Below are 17108 nucleotides of genomic sequence, written 5' to 3'. Positions count from 1 at the left end.
GGCGCCACACTGCCCCGGCCGGGAGTCCCGCCGATGCCCTCGCTTGCCAGTCTGCTTGCCTTCGCCGCCCTGGCCCTGGGCATGGTCCTGACCCCCGGCCCGAACATGATGTACCTGGTCTCGCGCTCGATCTGCCAGGGGCGGATGGCCGGGCTGATCTCGCTCGGCGGCGTGCTGCTCGGCTTCGTCGTCTACATGCTGAGCGCGGCCTTCGGTCTGACCGCGCTGCTGCTGGCCGTGCCTTTCGCCTATGACGCGATCCGGCTCACCGGTGCGGCCTATCTGCTGTGGCTGGCCTGGCAGGCGGTACGCCCGGGCGGACGCTCGCCCTTCGCGGTGCGCCAGCTCCCCGTCGACAGCCCGCGCCGGCTGTTCACGATGGGACTGGTCACCAACCTGCTCAACCCCAAGATCGCGGTGATGTACCTGTCGCTGCTGCCGCAGTTCATCGATCCGGCGCGCGGCAGCGTGCTCGGCCAGGCGCTGGTGCTGGGGTCGGTGCAGATCGCGATCAGCGCCGCGGTCAACGCCACGATCGCCTGCTGGGCCGCCGCGGTCGCCGGGTTCCTCACGCGGCGACCGGGCTTTGCCCTGGTGCAGCGCTGGCTGATGGGCACCGTCCTGGCCGCGCTGGCGGTGCGCATGGCGGTGGAAAGCCGGCGCTGAGCCGACCCGGACCGGGCGCGCCCTTCCCCCCGCATGCCGGCCTCGTTATGCAGGGCCCGACCGACCCGCCTGAGGCAACCCGCGTGCACGTCTGCATCGTCTATGACTGTCTGTATCCCTGGACGATCGGAGGCGCCGAGCGGGTCTATCGCCAACTGGCCGAGGCTCACGCCGCCCGGGGCATCCGTGTGACCTATCTGACGCTGCGGCAATGGGATGCGGGTCAAGCGCCCGACCTGCCGGGGGTTGAGGTCATCGCGGTCGGCCCGCGTCTGGCCCTCTATACCGATGGCAAGCGGCGCGTCCTGCCGCCGCTGGTGTTCGGGCTGGGCGTGTTCTGGCACCTGCTGCGACATGGCCGCCGTTACGATGTGGTCCACGGCTGCTCGTTCCCGTTCTTCTCGCTGCTCGCCACCGGGCTGCTCAGCCCGTTCTTCCGCTATCGCGTGGCGGTCGACTGGATCGAGGTCTGGACCCGCGATTACTGGCGGCAGTACCTTGGCCCCCTGGGCGGTACGGTCGGCTGGTGGGTGCAGCGCTTCTGCGCTTTCGTGCCGCAGGTGCCCTTCGCCCTCGCCCGGCTCCATGCCCACCGGGCCGAGGCGCTGGGGGTCGGGCCGGTCACCGTGCTGGATGGCCAGTACAGCGGCCCGGCCCACGTTCCGCAGCCGGCGGCCCGGCCGCCGCTGGTGCTCTATGCCGGGCGCATGATCCCGGAAAAGCGGGTCCTGCTGCTGGTCGAGGCGCTGGCCCTGGTGATGCGCGACGATCCGCAGGTCCGCGCGGTGCTGTTGGGTCGCGGTCCCGATCTGGAGCGGGTCCGCAGCCGCATCGCCGCGCTCGGCCTGACCGGGCAGATCGCGCTGCCGGGCTTTGTTTCCAACGAGGAACTGGAACGCCTGCAGGCCGAGGCCGCCGTCATGGTCCAGCCGTCCGAGCGCGAAGGCTATGGCATGGTCGTGGTCGAGGCGGCCGCGCGCGGGGTGCCGGTGGTGCTCGTCGCGGGACCCGACAATTCGGCGGTCGAACTGGTCGACGAGGGCGAGAACGGCTTTGTTGCCCCGGACCCGAGCCCGGCTGCGCTCGCCCGGGCGATCGGCCAGGCCCTGGCCGGCGGGGACGGGCTGCGCCGCTCGGTCCACGACTGGTACGCCCGCCACGAGCGAAGGCTGTCGTTCGCGTCGTCCTACGCGGCAATCTGCGCCCGCCTGGGCCTCTAGCCGCCGTCCCGGTTTCGCGATCCGGTCGCGCCGCAGCCGGTTCGGTCGTTCCGGGTAGCGCCGAACAGGACAGGTTCTAGCCCGGCCGCCGCGCGATGATCCGCAGGGCGCTGGGTCGCCGGGTGAGCCGTTCGGCTACCCATTGCAACGGGCGCAGCCCCAGCGCGAGGGCGAACAGCAGGCCGTTCGGGCGGACCGCCAGCCATTGCGCCAGCGACAGGGCGAAGGTCGGGCCGCAGATGTCCTGCTCGGCCACGATCTCCAGTCCCTGCCGGACCAGCAGCGCGCGCAGGCTGGCGCGGGTGAAGTGGACCCGGTGGAACGGGGCGTACCAGTTGGCGCAGGCCTTGCCGAACCAGGGGTTCCAGACGCAGTCGACATTGGGGACTTCGATCACCAGCGTGCCGCCCGGGCGGACGAAGGCGAGCACCCGGGCCAGCATGGCGGCGGAATCATCGTCGTGTTCCAGCACATGGAAGCAGGTGACCAGGTCCATCGTGCCGTGCAGCGGCGCCGCGGCAGCGAAGCTGGCATAGCGCACCGGATCGAGCGGTCCCGGCGGATCGTCGAAGAAATCCAGCGCGTGGACCGTGGCGTCCGGACCGGCGGCATCGGCGAGCGCGCGGGCCAGCATGCCGTTGCCCGTGCCGAAATCCGCGATCCGGCGCGGCGGCGCAGGGGCGAAGGCGATCAATCGTCGCGCCAGGCGCCGGGTCGCGATGCGCTTGAGCGACTGGATCCAGCCGCTGTCCCGGGCCAGGTAATCGTCGCTTTCGCGCCCGGCATAGAGCGGCGAGACATCGGCCATGGCCGGCCGGGTGACACCGTGGCCGCAGGCGGTGCAGCGCCAGATCTCGACCTGCGGCATGTGGTGGTTGCCGGTGTCGAGCACCAGCTCCGGGGCCGTGCCATAGCGACAATCGCCGGGCCGGGCGGCGCAGGGCGGGGCGGTCACGGGCGTCGCTCCGGGGCGAAGCTGAACCAGCGGTGCGCCACGAAGTTGAACGGGGCCAGGACCCCGGCGGAAAGGAACACCGCCAGGCCATAGTGCAGGCCCAGCGCGACCAGCCCCCGGCTCGCCGCCATGGCGGCGAGGGTCCCCGCCACGGTGACGCCGTAATAGCGCACCACCTCGCGCCGTTGCACGCCGCCCGCCAGCGCGAAGGACCAGCGCCGGTTGGCGATGAAGCCGAACAGCGTGACCAGCACGAAGCAGAGGGCGTAGGCGATCAGGTAGTCGACCCGCAGCAGCTCGGTCAGAGCGACGATGATCGCGGTGTTGAGCAGCGCCGAGGCGCCGCCGACCGCCAGGAAGCGGATCAGCTCGCCACCGTGGCGGCGGGCGAAATCGGCGGGAGGCATGGGCGGCACGGTCTGCCGGGCGCGATCAGACCGGCACGCTCAGGCCGCGGCCCGCAGCGGGGGCGGTGCGGCGGGCGCCTCGGGCTGGGCCGGCGTGAACTGCGCGCGATGGCCGGCGATCACCGACACCAGCACCCCGCCCAGCAAGGTCTGGAACCCGATCACCCCCGCCGCGATTGCCAGCAGCAGCGGCAGGGTGGTCGGCAGCGCGCCGAAGTTGTTCGCACCCCACCAGACACCCACCCCGGTCAGCCCCAGCAACGAACCGGCGATCAGCAGCCCCCCCGCGACCAGCGCGCTTTCCAGGGTCAGCACGCGTTCGAAGCGGCGCAGGATCGGGCGCAGCGGGCGGAACCCGGCGGTCACCCCGTAAAGATGGGTGGCCAGGGCCATGATGGCCGCGAAGTGCCCGGTGGTGACCATGAACGTGGCCAGGATCGTCCAGCTCACCCCGAAATGGACCGGTCCGCCCAGGATGCCAAGGTCGTGCAGGGCCGCGATCAGGAGGATCCATGTGCCCAGCGCGATCAGCAAAAGGGCCGGTACGCCGAAGGCCCAGGTCGGGCTGAGCATGAACAGGTAGCGCAGATGCCGCCACCCGTCCCGCCACGGGCGCAGATGGGGCGGGCGGTCACGCAGGTCGGGCGAAAGCGTGGCCGGGACCTCGTCGATGCGCAGGCGCTTGAGGCTGGCCTTGATCACCATCTCGCTGGCGAATTCCATCCCGGTGCTTTCCAGCGCCAGTCCGGCATAGGCCTCGCGCCGGATCGCGCGCAGCCCGCAATGGGCATCGTCGACCCCGGTGCGGAAGAACAGGTTGAGGATTCCGGTCAGCGCCGGATTGCCGATGTAGCGGTTCTTCCAGGGCATCGCCCCGGGCTTGATCCCGCCCTGGAAACGCGATCCCATGCACAGGTCGGCGCCATCGACCAGGCGGCCGACCATCGCCACGCTGTCGATGAAGTCATAGGACCCGTCGGCATCGCCCATCACCAGGAAGCGCCCGGCGGCGGCATCGAAGCCGCCGATCAGCGCCGCGCCATAGCCCTTGCGCGCCACCGGCACGACCCGGGCGCCCAGCCCCTGGGCCAGGGCCTGGCTGCCGTCGGTTGACCCGTTGTCGGCGATGACGATTTCCCCGGTCAGGCCATAGGTGGCCTCGATCCGGGCCAGCGCCTCGCGCGCATTGGCGATGCAGTGCGCCAGCGACTGCGCCTCGTTCAGGCACGGCATGACGATCGAGACCGCAATGTCCTCGACGCGGCCCTGTCCCGCGGTCTGGTCGGTGCGCTGCATGATCTCGGTGTTCCCCGTGGTCCGGCCGTCTCTATCTTACCTGAAACGGATAATGAAGTCTTGCTCCCCCGGGGGTGCGGCCGGGGCTGCGCGCGCCATGGCGGCAGGATGGCGCGGTGTAAACCGGGTCGTGGGTTCAGGCGCTTCACCGGCACCGTCGCCGTGGCGGCGTCCGGCCATCGGGGATGGTCCGGGAACAGGGCTTGTCCCAAACCGCGCCACGGCGCTAGGCAGAGGCCATGCCGAGCCTTGTCCTCAATGACCAGCCGGTCGATTTCGCGCTCGATCCCGAGATGCCGCTGCTGTGGGCCCTGCGCGATGTCGCCAATCTCACCGGCACCAAGTACGGCTGCGGCACGGGTGACTGCGGCGCCTGCCTGGTCCTGGTCGATGGCGAGCCACTGCCGTCCTGTACGCTGTCCCTGGCCGAGGCCGAGGGGCGATCGGTCACCACCATCGAGGCGCTGGCCCGGCGCACCCCCGGCGCGGCGCGGCATCCGGTGATCCAGGCGCTGATCGACGAGCAGGCGATCCAGTGCGGGTTCTGCACCCCGGGGCTGGTCGTGGCGATCGCCGGCCTGCTCGCCCGCAACCCCCGGCCCAGCGACGGTGACGTGCGCTCGGCCCTGGGCAACGTCTGCCGGTGCGGGGTCTATCCGCGCCTGCTCGCCGCGGTGCGCCGGGTGACCGGGCCGGTCACGGCGACAACCCCGGCTCCCGTCCGGCCCGGCGAATCCGCGCCGGCGCCGCTCGACTAGCAACCCCGGGCCGCTGCGCCCGGCACGAGGACAAGATGAAGGCAACGATCTGGCACAACCCGGCCTGCGGCACCTCGCGCAAGACCCTGGCGATCCTGCAGGAGAGCCCCGGGATTGACCTGACGGTGATCGCCTACCTGAAGGCGCCGCCGACGGCGGACAAGCTCGCCCAGCTCTATCGCGACGCCGGGCTGACTCCGCAGCATGGTTTGCGCCTGCGCGGTACCGACGCGGCCGAGAAGGGGCTGCCCGATGCCGACGATGCCACCGTGCTGGCGGCCATGGCGGCCGATCCGATCCTGATCGAGCGGCCGCTGGTCGAGACCGAACGGGGCGTGCGCCTGTGCCGCCCGCAGGACCGGGTGCACGAGATCCTCTGACCGCCGGCGGCCCGGCGCCGCAACGCAACGGCCTGTCCGGCGCGGCCCGGGAGAACCGGTCCCGCGCGTCAGTCGGGCGCTTGCCTTGCTCCGCCAAATTTGCAATCGCCGGAAAAACCCCGATCCATCTTCGACCTGCCCCGACCTGCCTTTAGACAGAAAGAGCCGATGCCGTCATCCGATCTTGCCCCGCAGGCCCTCTCGCACCGGCTGAAACGCCGGATCAAGCAATGGCTGGGACCGCAGGGCGTGTTTCTGGAGGGCTTCCTGCGCCATCCGGTCATGGTCGGATCGATCATCCCGTCGTCGCGTTTCACGATCGACCGGATGCTGGCGCCGGTCGATTGGGACAACTGCCGCCTGTTCGTCGAGTATGGCCCCGGCGTCGGGACGTTCTGCCGCCCGGTGCTCGACCGGCTGCGGCGCGATGGCCAACTGATCGTGATCGATACCAATCCCGATTTCATCGACTACCTGCGCCGCACCATCACCGACAGCCGCTTCGTCGCCGTCCATGGCTCGGCTGCCGATGTCGAGGCGATCGTCCGGGCCCATGGTCATGACCATGCGGACTACGTGCTGTCGGGACTGCCCTTTTCGACCCTGCCCGAAGGCGTCGGTCCGGCCATCGCCGCCGCGACGCACCGGGTGCTGCGCTCTGGTGGGGCCTTCCTGGTCTATCAGTTCACCGCCCGTGCACAGGCGCTGAAGGCCCGCTACTTCCGCCGGATCGACAAGGCGATCGAATGGCGCAACGTGCCGCCCTGCTTCCTTTCCTGGGGCTGGAAGGACGCCGACCCCGCCGATTGAACCCTCCGCCCGGGCGGTCAGGCGCCCTGGGCCTCGGGCCCGGACAACTGGGCGTGGGTGGATGCCAGGATGGCGACGAAGATCAGGGCCAGCAGGGCCCCGAGCGTCGCCGAAATGACGGCAGCCCCGATCACCGCAAAGGCCTGCGGCAACAGCAGGCCGAGCAGGGTTCCGCCCAGCGCGGTGATGACCATCACCACCACGCTCGACGCCACCAGCACCAGCACCAGGAAGAACGCGAGGCGCAGCGAGTTGCCGCGTACCAGTTGCCAGGACCGGGTCAGGGCCCGGATCGGGTTGCGCACGCCTTCCACGGCGATGACCGGCGCAGCGAGCGACGTGCACACGATCGCGTAAACCAGCATCATCAGCATCGCGAGGACGCCGAAGGACTTGGCGTTGAGCATCACGAACAGGACCATGATCAGCACGGCGACCATGCCCATCACGAAGCCGACGATCAGTTGCGAGGCGAGATAGGGCAGAATCGCGCCGAACCCGGTCCGGATGGCCTCTGCCACGGTCGGCCGGCGGCGGTCCGTGAGCAGCGTGAGCATGCCCAGCGTGCCCCCGGCCTGCATCACGAACACGGGCAGGGCATAGGGCAGCATCCGGCCGTAGTAGTCCATCAGATAGGCGGCGGCCGCCTTCTGGTCGGCGCCGGCCGGGGGGGTGGGCTGCGGAAACAGCAGCGAGAAGGCCAGTCCGGGCAGCAGGAAGAACACGCCGGCCAGGGCCAGCAGCACCTCCCGGTTGGCCGAGATCGCGGCAAGGGCCTGTTGCCAGGCGCGGTTGCTGTCGAAGCGCGGCGTGGCGCGCGGGGAAGGGCTGTCCATGCCCCTTGATAACCGCAGCGAATGGCGCCACGCAACGCAGGATGCATGTCGACCCGTTTCCCGACCCTGCCGCCGCTCTGCCCGCCACCATCGAATGGCGGCGCGAGCAGGATCTCGTGCCCTATCGCGCCGCGCTGGAGGCCATGGCGGAGCGCAATGCCGCGATCGCCGAGGGTACGGCGCGCGAGCTGGTCTGGCTGCTCGAACATCCGCCGGTCTACACCGCCGGGACCAGCGCCGCGCCGGGCGAGCTGCTCGATCCGCGGTTTGAGGTGGTCAGCGCCGGACGCGGCGGCCGCTACACCTATCACGGTCCCGGGCAGCGCATCGGCTACGTGCTGCTCGATCTCAAGACCCGCGCCCGCGACGTGCGGGGCTTTGTCCACGCGCTCGAAGGCTGGGTCATCGCCACGCTGGCGGAGTTCGGCGTCGAATCCTGGCGGGCCGAGGGCCGCGTCGGGATCTGGACCCGCGACATCGATGGCCGTGAAGCCAAGATCGGCGCAATCGGTGTCCGCATCCGCCGCTGGGTGACGATGCACGGCTTCTCGGTCAATCTCGATCCCGACCTCTCGCACTTCGGCGGGATCGTGCCCTGCGGGATCGACGAGTTCGGGGTGACCAGCCTGGCCCGCCTGGGGCACCGGGTCACGGCGGCGGAGTGGGACCGGGCCTTGCTGGCCCAGGCGCCCGCCTTCCTCGCCGCGCTCGATCGGCCCTGTCCGGGCCAGGCCGAGACCGTTCCCGTTCCCGCCGCTGACGAGATTTCGCAATGATCCGTGTGCCCGCCGCTTTCGTCCTGGCGCTTGGCCTGGCTTCGACCCTGGCCGGGTGCCAGCAGGCCGGGCCGAGCCAGAGCGACGCCCCGGTGCCGGTGCTCGACGGGACGGCCAGCGATGCCATGCTGCCGCTCGATACGGCCACCTCGCAGCCGCCGCTCGATCCCCGTGCGGCGCGGGCGGCCCGATCCGGACCCGCTGCCGAGGACAGCGCGACCGAGGCGGCCGAGCCCGAGGCCGATCCGGACCCCGCCGCTCCTGCCCCGGCTCCGGCCGAGTGACCGTCGCACCCGCCACGCCGGTCCCTCCGCCGCAGACCGATGCCCGGGCCGCATGGTCGGGCTGGCATCTGGCCGCACTGCTGCTGGCGAACGTGGTGCTCGCGCTGGGCCCCTGGTCGGTCCGCCTGGCCGATTCCGGTCCGGTCGCGGCCGGGTTCTGGCGGCTGTTCCTGCCCCTGCCGCTGCTGTTCGGCTTTGCCCGGGCCAATCGCCAGCCGCTGACCGGGATTCCCGCCAAGACCATGCTGGTGATGGTCGCGGCAGGCGTGATGTTCGCCGCCGATCTGGGCACCTGGCACATCGGGATCGGCATGACCCGGCTGGGCAATGCCGCGCTGTTCGGCAACTCGGGCAGCCTGATCATCATGGTCTGGGGGCTGATGGCGCTGGGGCGGCGACCGAACGGCTTCGAATGGGGCGCGCTGGCCGCGGCCGTGGCCGGTGCCGCCATCCTGATGGGGCGCAGCCTCGAGATCGGCCGGGCGACGCTGATCGGTGACCTGTTCTGCCTGTTCGCGGGCCTGTGCTATGCCTTCTACATCATCGTCCTGCAGCGCGCCCGCGCCACGCTGGGCAACTGGGCCCTGCTCGCCTGGTCAAGCCTGGCCGGGGCGCCGGTGCTGCTGGGCCTGGCCCTCGCCCTGGGTGAGCCGGTCTGGCCCCACCGCTGGTGGCCCCTGTTCGCCCTGGCGCTCGGCAGCCAGGTGATCGGCCAGGGCCTGCTGGTCTTCGCGCTCAAGCACTTCAAACCGCTGGTCATCGGGCTGGTGCTGATGACCCAGCCGGCCGTGGCGATCACCGCCGGGTGGCTGGCCTTCGGCGAACGCCTGACCCTGCTCGATGCGATCGGCATGCTGCTGGTCGCCGCCGCGCTGGTGATCGCCCGGGCGGGGGAGCGTTCCGGGGCCGCGGCATGACGCGGATCGCGGTCCTCTCCGACATTCACGGCAATCTCGCCGCGCTCGAGGCGGTGCTTGCGGACATTGCCGCGCAAGGCGTGGATCAGACGGTCAACCTGGGGGATATCCTGTCCGGCCCGCTGCTTCCCGCGGAAACCGCGGACCGCCTCATGGCGCTGGCCCTGCCCACGATCCGCGGCAATCACGAACGCCAGCTGCTGGACCTTCCGCCCGAGGCGATGGGACCGTCCGACCGCTTCGCCGCAAGCCGCCTGCGCGCGGATCATCGCGCCTGGCTGGCCGGTCTGCCCACGCGGCTGCCACTGGGCGAGGACGCGCTGATGGTCCACGGCACGCCGGAGAGCGATCTGGTCTATTTCCTCGAAACCGTCACCCCGCAGGGGCTGCGCGCGGCGACCGCGGCCGAGGTCGCGGCGCGGGCCGGGGACACGCCCGGTGTCCGCCTGATCCTGTGCGGCCACACCCATGTCCCGCGCACGGTCGTGCTGGGGGATGGCCGGATGATCGTGAACCCGGGCAGCGTCGGCCTGCCCGCCTATGCCGACGATCATCCCTGGCCCCACGCGGTGGAAACCGGATCACCCCACGCCCGCTATGCCATCGTCACGCGGGGAGCGGACGGCTGGCAGGCCGAACACCGTCTGGTGCGCTATGACTGGGCCGGCGCCGCGCGACTGGCCCAGACCCATGGCCGGCCCGACTGGGCGGTGGCGCTGCGCACCGGGCGGATGACGGAGGGGGCATGATACCCGGCGCCCTGGGGGCCATCGTGCGCCACGCGCTGTGGCCGCCGCGCCGCCCGCCGTCCAGCCCGGACACGGCCCGGTTCTACCCGGCGCCGGACATGATCGCCAGCGCCTGGGTGTTCTTCGTGCTTGCCCTGTTCGAATCCGCCGTGCTGCACGCGCTGGGCCTGATGCTGGGCCATTCGCGGGTGCTGCTCGTCCTGGCCGTGCTGTCCGATGCGATGCTGGTCTGCGCGATCGCGATCCTGCGCTCGCTGGGACGCCTGCCCACGACCATTGCGGGCGATCGGGTGACGGTGCGGGTCGGCCTGCTGTTCGCGCTGGACTTCCCGGCCGCGGCGGTCGATCCGGCCGGGCAGGTCGGGGGCGATGCGCGGGTGCTCAACGGGGCGCTGCTGGCCAGTCCCAACCTGGTGCTGGTGTTCCGCGCCCCGGTGCGCGCGACCGTGCTGGGGCTGCGCCGCCTGGCCGTCGACGGCATCCGCCTCAAGCTCGACCGGCCGGACGAATTCCTTGCCCGGCTTGCCGCCGCCTCGGACAACCCCGGCGCCGGCTGACCGCCCCTCAAGCTCCGGGTGTCAGCTCCGCGCGCCCAGATCGCCCCGGCCGACCGACCCGCTCGCCATCTCCAGCATGCGGTCCAGGCTCGTCTTCGCTGCCAGCCGCAGGCTTTCCTCGATGTGCACCTGCGGGGTCAGGTCACGCAGCGCGAGGTAGAGCTTCTCCAGCGTGTTGAGCGCCATGTAGGGGCAGATGTTGCAGTTGCAGTTGCCGTCCGCGCCCGGGGCCCCGATGAAGGTCTTGCCCGGCAGGGCCAGTTCCATCTGGTGGATGATGTGCGGTTCGGTGGCGACGATCAGGGTGTCGCCGGGCAACTGCTTGGCATAGCCCAGGATGCCGCTGGTCGATCCGACGTAGTCGGCATGGTCGATGATGTGCGGCGGGCATTCCGGATGGGCCGCGACCGGCGCGCCCGGGTGCTGCGCCTTGAGCTTGAGCAGTTCGGTCTCCGAGAAGGCCTCGTGCACGATGCACACCCCCGGCCAGAGCAGCATGTCGCGATCGAACTTGCGGTTGAGATAGCCGCCCAGGTGCCGGTCGGGGCCGAAGATGATCTTCTGGTCGCGCGGGATCTGCGCCAGGATCGTCTCGGCCGAGGACGAGGTGACGATGATGTCGGACAGTGCCTTCACCTCGGTCGAGCAGTTGATGTAGGTCAGCGCGATGTGATCGGGATGGGCCGCGCGGAAGGCCTTGAAGGCCTCGGGCGGGCAGGCGTCCTCCAGGCTGCAGCCGGCGTTGACGTCGGGCAGGATCACGGTCTTTTCCGGGGCGAGGATCTTGGCGGTCTCCGCCATGAACTTGACCCCGCAGAAGGCGATCACCTCGGCATCCGAGGCGGCGGCCTTGCGGCTCAGCTCCAGGCTGTCGCCGATGTAGTCCGCCAGGTCCTGGATTTCGGGCCGCTGGTAATAGTGCGCCAGGATGACCGCGTTCTTTTCGCGCCGCAGCCGGTCGATCTCGGCACGCAGGTCAAGTCCGGCAAGGTTGGTTGGCGCGGCGGTCATCACGGGGTGTCCTCAGGCGGGGGTGCCGCCCAGATAGAAACGCTGTCCACGAAACCCAAGGGAAAAACGCCGGATCGATCCGCATCGTGCCCGATCGGTCAGGACCGCTGCCGGTTCAGGGGGCGACCAGCTGTGCGGCCCAGCTTTCGAGCAGAGGCAGCCTCGCCCCCAGTGACACCAGCGTGTGGGTGGCGATCAGCGTGGCAGCCACCGCCAGGGTCGCCGGCAGGACCCGTCCGCGCGATCGGCGATCCTCGCGCGCGATGGCGGCCACGAATCCCAGCTGGATCGCCAGGATCACCCATTGCCCTGTCTCGCCGCCGATCAGCGGCATCGGCAGCAGCCGGCCGAGTGCCGGTTCGAGCAGGACCAGCGAACTGCCCGAAATCAGGCGGCGGTGCGTTTCGGTATCGGCGCGCCGGGCGATCCCGGCCACCACCAGTCCGGCGAAACTGCCCGCCTCGCCGATTCCCAGCGCCAGGAAGTAGGCCGGGGTGAAGAACGGCGGATAGCGGTGCAGCACCAGCGCCATCATGCTGGAGTATCCGGCGATCAGAACGATCGCGCCGACCAGCCCCGCACCGATCCTGCCGAGTTGGCGATGGCGGGCTAGAGCGCCGCTTGCGGCCAGCCGGTTCTGGGTGATCAGCAAGCCCAGCCAGGCCAGCATCAGCAGACCATGCAGATGGACCCAGATCGGCACCAGCGGAATCGCGACCCGGCCCAGCGCGGCGTTCTGGACAAACCCGATGACGATGATCGCGGCGCAGATCCAGGCGAGCTGGACGAAGAACGACTGATTGGCCGCATAGCCCGTCTCGTCACTGCGCCTGACCATGCGTGTCGCCATCGGCCTTCTCCCCATTTCCGCCGACCGCAAGGCTAACCCAGATGGCCGGGAGGAGACAGGAGTTTGTTCGCGCGCCCCGGGGCCTCAGCGCTCCGCTGATTCGCCGTCGAAGCGCACGGTCACGGTGGCGTCGGCATAGCCGGCGACCTGCAGCGGGATCGTCAGGTTCTGCCGCAAGGCGTCCTTCGCGGCCGAGCGGGCCAGGGTCATCAGCGCGGGATTGGCCGCGGCCTGGGCCGCCTGCGTTTCGGCGAGGCGGGTGTTCTCGCGGGTCAGCTGCTCCTGGGCGGAGCCGGTGATCCAGGTGCCCTCGCGCAGGTACTGGGCCCGCCCCTCGTCCAGGTTGGGGCGCGACAGTTGCAGCGGGGGCAGGCGCACGTCCAGCCGGTGCGCCGCCGCATCCCAGCCCAGCCGGTCGCGACCGATCGCCGAGAGGTCGATCGCGTAATCGACCCGCGCCGGGATCACCGCGACCTGCCGCGATTTGAGCATGCCGAACAGCCGCGCGTCATCGCTGGCGACGACCGGGGCCAGTTCGGCCGAAAACACGGTGAGGCGGTCCTGCCGGGCGAAGGCGGTCAGCATGGTGGCCAGCGGATCGCCCGCCGGCGCCGGCTTCCACAATTGCCACGAGGTCATCCCGCCCCAGGCGAGGGCGGCGCCGCACAGCAGCCAGGGCAGCACCACCCGCAGGGGAGTCGGTCCGCTCAGGTGCGGGCGGGACGGGCGTTCCGGCTGGCCCGCACCGGATGGCGGGGCGGCGCTGTTCGGCGGCGGCCCGGTGCGCTGTGGTCCGGTCAGGTGAGGATCGTCCATGTCTCCTCCTCGCGCCGGACCACGCCGCGCTGCTCGAGGTCGATCAGGTGGGCCAGGACCGACTGCCCGGCGGCCTTCCACAGCGCCGGGTTCAAGCCCTTGTACATCTGCGGGACCAGCGCCGCCACTTCGGCGGGGGTCTCTTCCAGCAGGCGCAGGATCTGCCGCTCGCGCTGGCGGCGATGGCCGATCATCCCGCGGGTGAGCTGTTGTGGTTTGTCCACCTGGGGCCCGTGGGCCGGGTAGTAGACCCGGTCGTCACGGGCATGCAGCTTGTCCAGGCTGGCCATATAGGCGGCCATGTCGCCATCGGGCGGCACCACCACGCTGGTCGACCAGCCCATCACGTGATCGCCGGTGAACAGGGCGCCGCTTTCCTCCAGGGCATAGCACAGGTGGTTGGAGGTGTGCCCGGGGGTGGCGACGGCGGTCAGCGTCCAGTCCGGCCCGGTCAGGCTCTCGCCATCGGCCAGCACCCGGTCGGGGGCATAGGTGCGGTCGAATGGTGCGTCGCTGCGCGCGCTGTCGCCGGTCTCGATCACCAGCGGGGCGCAGCCGATGATCGGCGCGCCGGTGGCGGCGGCGAGCGGGGCGGCGGCGGGCGAGTGATCGCGGTGGGTGTGCGTGCAGCAGATCGCCGTGACCCGGGCCGGGCCGATCGCCGCGAGCAGCGCGGCGAGGTGTGCGGGCTCGTCCGGACCGGGGTCGATCACCGCGATCTCGTCCCCCGCCCCGATCAGGTAGGTCTCGGTCCCGGTGTAGGTATAGGGGCTGGGATTGGGCGCCAGCACCCGGCGCACCAGCGGTTCGAGCTGTTCGACAAGGCCGGTGGGCCAGGGGCGCGCAGGCAGTTCCATGGCGGCCGATATGGATACTCGCGGGCGCCCTGTCGAGCCTTGCTGCGGCGGGATGTGAAGCGGCCGGGGCAGCGGTCATCCTGCGTTCAGCTTGGCTCTGCTCGGTTGGTCTCCCGCCGGGTCGCGGATGGGAGGGAAACCATGAAGGCCGTTCTGATGCTGGCCCCCCTGGCCCTGGGCACCGCCCCCGCCATGGCGCAGAGCGGGCCGGGTTCCGTGGCGGCGACCACCGCGGAGTACAATGCTCGCTTCGTTGCCCCGACCCAACTGACCGTCGGAACCGGAGCGGTGAACGACTACTATGCCGCCGACAGCGCGGCTCTGCCCGTCTGGCTCGATAGCCTGAACCTCACCGCGCAGGAGCTGCGCGCCCTGGCGGCCACGGTTGGAACCTACGCCGCTCAGCCTTGGGAACCGTCGGACGATCCGCGCCAGCCGTCCGCCGCCGAAGTGGTGATCGGAACCGCGCTGGCCTTCATCGCCAACAACGATGCCCAGCGGCGCGGCGACATGCTGGCGGCGGGGCCCGGGCTGACGACAGACTGGCCCGTCCGGCGCAAGGCGCGGCCCGCGGTGCCGCCGAAGGACCGCCTGGCCGGCCAGTTGATCGCCTTCGACACCTGCGGCGGCGCCTTCTTCGCGGCGCTGACCCGGCTCAATCAGAGCCATCCCAAGGCGCCGTTCACGGCCTTTGTCCGCTCGGTCGGGGGGGCGGCGTTCTCCGGCCCGCTTCCGGCCGACCCCACTTGCGGGTCTCCGCCGGACTGAGGGGGCCGACGGATCGGGCCCACCCGTCCGGTGCGCCCCGCCCGGCCAGGTTCGTCCCTGGCTTGCCCCGGATGGCGATCCCTCAGGGTTCGCCCAGCGTCGTCTGTCCCGCGTTCTTGCCCGTGATACCGCGATAGAAGGCGAAGGCCGGGGCCATGTCGGCCTCATAATCGCCCGTGGGGACGATCACCGGACCGAGCCCCGAGCGGCGCGTCGCATAGTCCATATAGCCGCACACGATGGGCACGCCTGCGCCCAGGGCGATCTGGTAAAAGCCGGTGCGCCAGCGCTCCGCGCGGCCCCGCGTCCCTTCGGGCGCGATCGTCAGGACGAACTCGTCGCGACGGGCGAATTCCTCGATCATCTGGCTGACGGTGTCCTTCGCCTTTGCCCGATCGATCCGGACCCCGCCGACCTGACGCATGAAGCCGCCCAGCGGCCAGCGGAACAGCGACGCCTTGGCCATGAAATGGGCACGAATGCCCAGCGCCTGGGTCACACCCAGGAAATTGGGGAAGTCCCAATTGCTGGTGTGCGGCACGGCGATGAGGACGAAGCGCTGCGGTTCCGGCACCGTCCCGGTCGAGGTCCAGCCGCCGTGCCGGTAAAGCGCGACGAGCAGGCGGCGCAGCAGGCGGGCGGCAAGGCCCGGGGCGGCATCCGCGACCGCTGTTTGTTGTTGGCCCGCGGCCATGGCGCCCTCCCAACGGCGACGGCGTTCGTGCCGCGCCCGGGCTATAGCCGGGCGGGACGAGCACGACCACCGTTTTGCGTGGGGGGACGACCGGCAGTCCGCAGTCCCGACCGGCTGGAGCCAGCGGGCCCACGGACCCGCGCTCAGCCGACCGCGTGGACCAGCCGTTCGCGCAGGCGCTGGATCGCACTCGTCTCGCCGGTGCGGGGGGCGCGGTCCCGCCAGCCGGCATCGAGCCGCACCAGCCGCGCATAGAACCGCTCGGTCGCGCGGATCAGCTCCTGCACCGCCGGGGGCAACAGGGCCAGCCGGTCGGGCGCCGCATCGGGCAGGCTGGGCGAGATGCGGCCATAGCGGCGCAACTGGAACTCGCTGATCTCCTGCCGGAAGTAGGCGCGGTGATTGATCAGCCAGGCGACCGAATGCATCATCCGCGTGGTCGTGCGCAGCGCCTCGCAGGAAAAGGCGATGCGCGCGGTATCGCCATCGTTGCGGGTGTCGTTGGCCGCCCCTGGGGTCAGGTCGAATGCCGCCCGCACCTCGTCCGACAGCATCAGGCCCTCGATGTAGAGGGACTCGATGATCCGTGCGTTGAGGTCTACCATCCGGGCCATGATGGCCTGCGATAGACCCGGGGAATCGGGCGTTTCAATCGCGGGACGCAACTCATCCCCACCCAAATCGGGACTGTGCCGGATTGATACGGCGGATCGGGGTCAGCGGCCGGGCCACGCATCGCCCGCCGGGGTGAGGCCGGCGGAGAGTCAGGCGATGATGTCGGGGATCAGATAGTCCTCGAGCATGGCGATCTGGTCCTTGAGCCGCAGCTTGCGCTTCTTCAGCCGCGCCACCTGCAACTGGTCCATGGCCCCGGTCGAGCTCAGCGCATCGATCGCGGCATCGAGGTCCCGGTGCTCGATCCTGAGCATTTCCAGGCGCTTGCGCAGTTCCTCTTCGCTCACGTGATGATCCGCCCGTCCCTCGTCCGTCGAACCAGCGACCCTCCCGGCGATGGCCCGTTCAACGGTCCGTCGCGAATGCATCGGGTTTGGTCGCTTCCAGTTCTAATCCGCTTCGCAAGATAGGCTTAATATGATTTCCTGACAATCGCGGTGCTCGACTCATTTCCGGCGAGTCGGCTGTCCAACCTGCCTTCGCCGGTGCGGTGAGCGCGCGCAAACGGGCAAACTGAGGAGGTATGCTCCATGAAATCATCGCATGTCAGTGCTCTGCAGCTCAAGCACGCCGGGATCGAACGCCAGATCGCGGAGGAAATGAGCCGACCCGTGCCCGACCCGTCGACGATCCAGGCCCTCAAGAAGCGCAAGTTGCGGATCAAGGAAGAACTCGCCCACATCTGACCGCCCGGCCCCGACCGGGGCTGAGCGGTCCCATCCTGCCTGCGCAGGCCCCGCCTGGCGGAGCCGGCCCGGTTTTGCGCCGGCGGTCGGCCGCCCGGCCGCGCGCGGGGCCGGGCGCGGCGCCAGGTGCGGGGCCGGGT

The 17108-nt window shown here is 70.6% G+C and carries 23 protein-coding genes; 12 read left to right on the top strand and 11 right to left on the bottom strand.

Annotated features, from left to right (window positions below; all coding sequences use genetic code 11):
* Positions 1-33: 33 nt before the first annotated feature.
* Entirely contained in the window at positions 34-666 is a 633-nt protein-coding gene (locus H7F49_RS09160; RefSeq protein WP_185683293.1) for a LysE family translocator, read from the top strand.
* A gap of 83 nt (positions 667-749) precedes the next feature.
* Positions 750-1886, top strand: a complete 1137-nt coding sequence (locus tag H7F49_RS09155; protein WP_185686001.1) for a glycosyltransferase family 4 protein — start codon at positions 750-752, stop codon at positions 1884-1886.
* 76 nt (positions 1887-1962) lie between these two features.
* Here H7F49_RS09155 and H7F49_RS09150 read toward each other — a convergent pair whose 3' ends face one another.
* From H7F49_RS09150 to H7F49_RS09140, 3 genes are read right to left on the bottom strand one after another with little or no spacing between them, the layout of a single operon-like run.
* Positions 1963-2841, bottom strand: a complete 879-nt coding sequence (locus tag H7F49_RS09150) for a class I SAM-dependent methyltransferase (protein ID WP_185683291.1) — start codon at positions 2839-2841, stop codon at positions 1963-1965.
* Positions 2838-3248 (bottom strand): GtrA family protein, encoded by a 411-nt coding sequence (locus H7F49_RS09145; RefSeq protein WP_185683290.1) that lies wholly within the window; start codon positions 3246-3248, stop codon positions 2838-2840. The genes H7F49_RS09150 and H7F49_RS09145 overlap by 4 nt, the downstream gene beginning before the upstream one ends.
* Before the next feature lie 39 nt (positions 3249-3287).
* Positions 3288-4544 (bottom strand): glycosyltransferase family 2 protein, encoded by a 1257-nt coding sequence (locus tag H7F49_RS09140; RefSeq protein ID WP_185683289.1) that lies wholly within the window; start codon positions 4542-4544, stop codon positions 3288-3290.
* 239 nt (positions 4545-4783) lie between these two features.
* Between H7F49_RS09140 and H7F49_RS09135 the strand changes: the two genes are divergently transcribed.
* The 3 genes from H7F49_RS09135 to H7F49_RS09125 all read left to right on the top strand — a co-directional run bounded on the left by H7F49_RS09135 (position 4784) and on the right by H7F49_RS09125 (position 6492).
* Positions 4784-5302: a (2Fe-2S)-binding protein gene (locus H7F49_RS09135; protein ID WP_185683288.1), complete on the top strand. Its 519-nt coding sequence runs from the start codon at positions 4784-4786 to the stop codon at positions 5300-5302.
* Positions 5303-5337: 35 nt separating this feature from the next.
* The gene (locus tag H7F49_RS09130; protein ID WP_185683287.1) at positions 5338-5682 is read left to right on the top strand and encodes an arsenate reductase family protein; all 345 of its coding nucleotides are present in this window, start codon (positions 5338-5340) and stop codon (positions 5680-5682) included.
* Between the two features lie 168 nt (positions 5683-5850).
* Complete coding sequence (locus tag H7F49_RS09125; RefSeq protein ID WP_185683286.1) at positions 5851-6492, top strand: class I SAM-dependent methyltransferase; 642 nt, start codon at positions 5851-5853, stop codon at positions 6490-6492.
* A 17-nt stretch (positions 6493-6509) separates the two neighbouring features.
* Here H7F49_RS09125 and H7F49_RS09120 read toward each other — a convergent pair whose 3' ends face one another.
* A complete protein-coding gene (locus tag H7F49_RS09120) occupies positions 6510-7328 on the bottom strand; it encodes a hypothetical protein (RefSeq protein WP_185683285.1) in 819 nt (272 codons plus the stop codon).
* A 41-nt stretch (positions 7329-7369) separates the two neighbouring features.
* Here H7F49_RS09120 and lipB point away from each other — a divergent pair, with 41 nt between their 5' ends.
* Genes lipB through H7F49_RS09095 form a run of 5 tightly spaced genes read left to right on the top strand, consistent with a single transcriptional unit; the run spans position 7370 to position 10611 of the window.
* On the top strand, positions 7370-8104 hold the full coding sequence (lipB, locus tag H7F49_RS09115) for a lipoyl(octanoyl) transferase LipB (protein ID WP_185683284.1): 735 nt from the start codon (positions 7370-7372) through the stop codon (positions 8102-8104).
* Complete coding sequence (locus tag H7F49_RS09110; RefSeq protein ID WP_185683283.1) at positions 8101-8388, top strand: hypothetical protein; 288 nt, start codon at positions 8101-8103, stop codon at positions 8386-8388. Before lipB ends, H7F49_RS09110 begins: the two co-directional genes overlap by 4 nt.
* Complete coding sequence (locus tag H7F49_RS09105; RefSeq protein WP_185683282.1) at positions 8385-9305, top strand: DMT family transporter; 921 nt, start codon at positions 8385-8387, stop codon at positions 9303-9305. The genes H7F49_RS09110 and H7F49_RS09105 overlap by 4 nt, the downstream gene beginning before the upstream one ends.
* The gene (locus H7F49_RS09100) at positions 9302-10054 is read left to right on the top strand and encodes a metallophosphoesterase family protein (protein ID WP_185683281.1); all 753 of its coding nucleotides are present in this window, start codon (positions 9302-9304) and stop codon (positions 10052-10054) included. The genes H7F49_RS09105 and H7F49_RS09100 overlap by 4 nt, the downstream gene beginning before the upstream one ends.
* Complete coding sequence (locus H7F49_RS09095) at positions 10051-10611, top strand: hypothetical protein (protein WP_185683280.1); 561 nt, start codon at positions 10051-10053, stop codon at positions 10609-10611. Before H7F49_RS09100 ends, H7F49_RS09095 begins: the two co-directional genes overlap by 4 nt.
* Positions 10612-10632: 21 nt before the next feature.
* On the opposite strand, the gene nadA is transcribed toward H7F49_RS09095, so the two are convergent.
* From nadA to H7F49_RS09075, 4 genes are all read right to left on the bottom strand, one after another.
* On the bottom strand, positions 10633-11622 hold the full coding sequence (nadA, locus tag H7F49_RS09090) for a quinolinate synthase NadA (protein WP_185683279.1): 990 nt from the start codon (positions 11620-11622) through the stop codon (positions 10633-10635).
* 115 nt (positions 11623-11737) lie between these two features.
* Positions 11738-12472 (bottom strand): hypothetical protein, encoded by a 735-nt coding sequence (locus H7F49_RS09085; RefSeq protein WP_185683278.1) that lies wholly within the window; start codon positions 12470-12472, stop codon positions 11738-11740.
* Positions 12473-12556: 84 nt separating this feature from the next.
* Positions 12557-13288, bottom strand: a complete 732-nt coding sequence (locus tag H7F49_RS09080; protein WP_235982049.1) for a DUF4230 domain-containing protein — start codon at positions 13286-13288, stop codon at positions 12557-12559.
* Positions 13270-14145, bottom strand: coding sequence for an MBL fold metallo-hydrolase (locus tag H7F49_RS09075; protein ID WP_185683277.1), 876 nt, complete (start codon positions 14143-14145; stop codon positions 13270-13272). Before H7F49_RS09075 ends, H7F49_RS09080 begins: the two co-directional genes overlap by 19 nt.
* 141 nt (positions 14146-14286) lie before the next feature.
* On the opposite strand from H7F49_RS09075, the gene H7F49_RS09070 reads away from it, so the two are divergent.
* Positions 14287-14913, top strand: coding sequence for a hypothetical protein (locus H7F49_RS09070; RefSeq protein ID WP_185683276.1), 627 nt, complete (start codon positions 14287-14289; stop codon positions 14911-14913).
* Between the two features lie 82 nt (positions 14914-14995).
* On the opposite strand, the gene H7F49_RS09065 is transcribed toward H7F49_RS09070, so the two are convergent.
* The 3 genes from H7F49_RS09065 to H7F49_RS19520 all read right to left on the bottom strand — a co-directional run bounded on the left by H7F49_RS09065 (position 14996) and on the right by H7F49_RS19520 (position 16569).
* Positions 14996-15607: a lysophospholipid acyltransferase family protein gene (locus H7F49_RS09065; protein ID WP_185683275.1), complete on the bottom strand. Its 612-nt coding sequence runs from the start codon at positions 15605-15607 to the stop codon at positions 14996-14998.
* A gap of 143 nt (positions 15608-15750) precedes the next feature.
* Positions 15751-16221, bottom strand: a complete 471-nt coding sequence (locus H7F49_RS09060; protein ID WP_185683274.1) for a DUF1465 family protein — start codon at positions 16219-16221, stop codon at positions 15751-15753.
* A 150-nt stretch (positions 16222-16371) separates the two neighbouring features.
* Complete coding sequence (locus H7F49_RS19520) at positions 16372-16569, bottom strand: YdcH family protein (RefSeq protein ID WP_185683273.1); 198 nt, start codon at positions 16567-16569, stop codon at positions 16372-16374.
* A 243-nt stretch (positions 16570-16812) separates the two neighbouring features.
* On the opposite strand from H7F49_RS19520, the gene H7F49_RS09050 reads away from it, so the two are divergent.
* Positions 16813-16968: a YdcH family protein gene (locus tag H7F49_RS09050; RefSeq protein ID WP_185683272.1), complete on the top strand. Its 156-nt coding sequence runs from the start codon at positions 16813-16815 to the stop codon at positions 16966-16968.
* The last annotated feature ends 140 nt before the right edge of the window (positions 16969-17108 follow it).

The sequence above is a fragment of the Novosphingobium aerophilum genome (genome assembly GCF_014230305.1).
GTDB classification, from domain to species: Bacteria; Pseudomonadota; Alphaproteobacteria; order Sphingomonadales; family Sphingomonadaceae; genus Novosphingobium; species Novosphingobium aerophilum.
The sequence above is the reverse complement of the archived record's forward strand: the minus strand, read 5'-3'. Positions and strand labels throughout refer to the sequence as shown.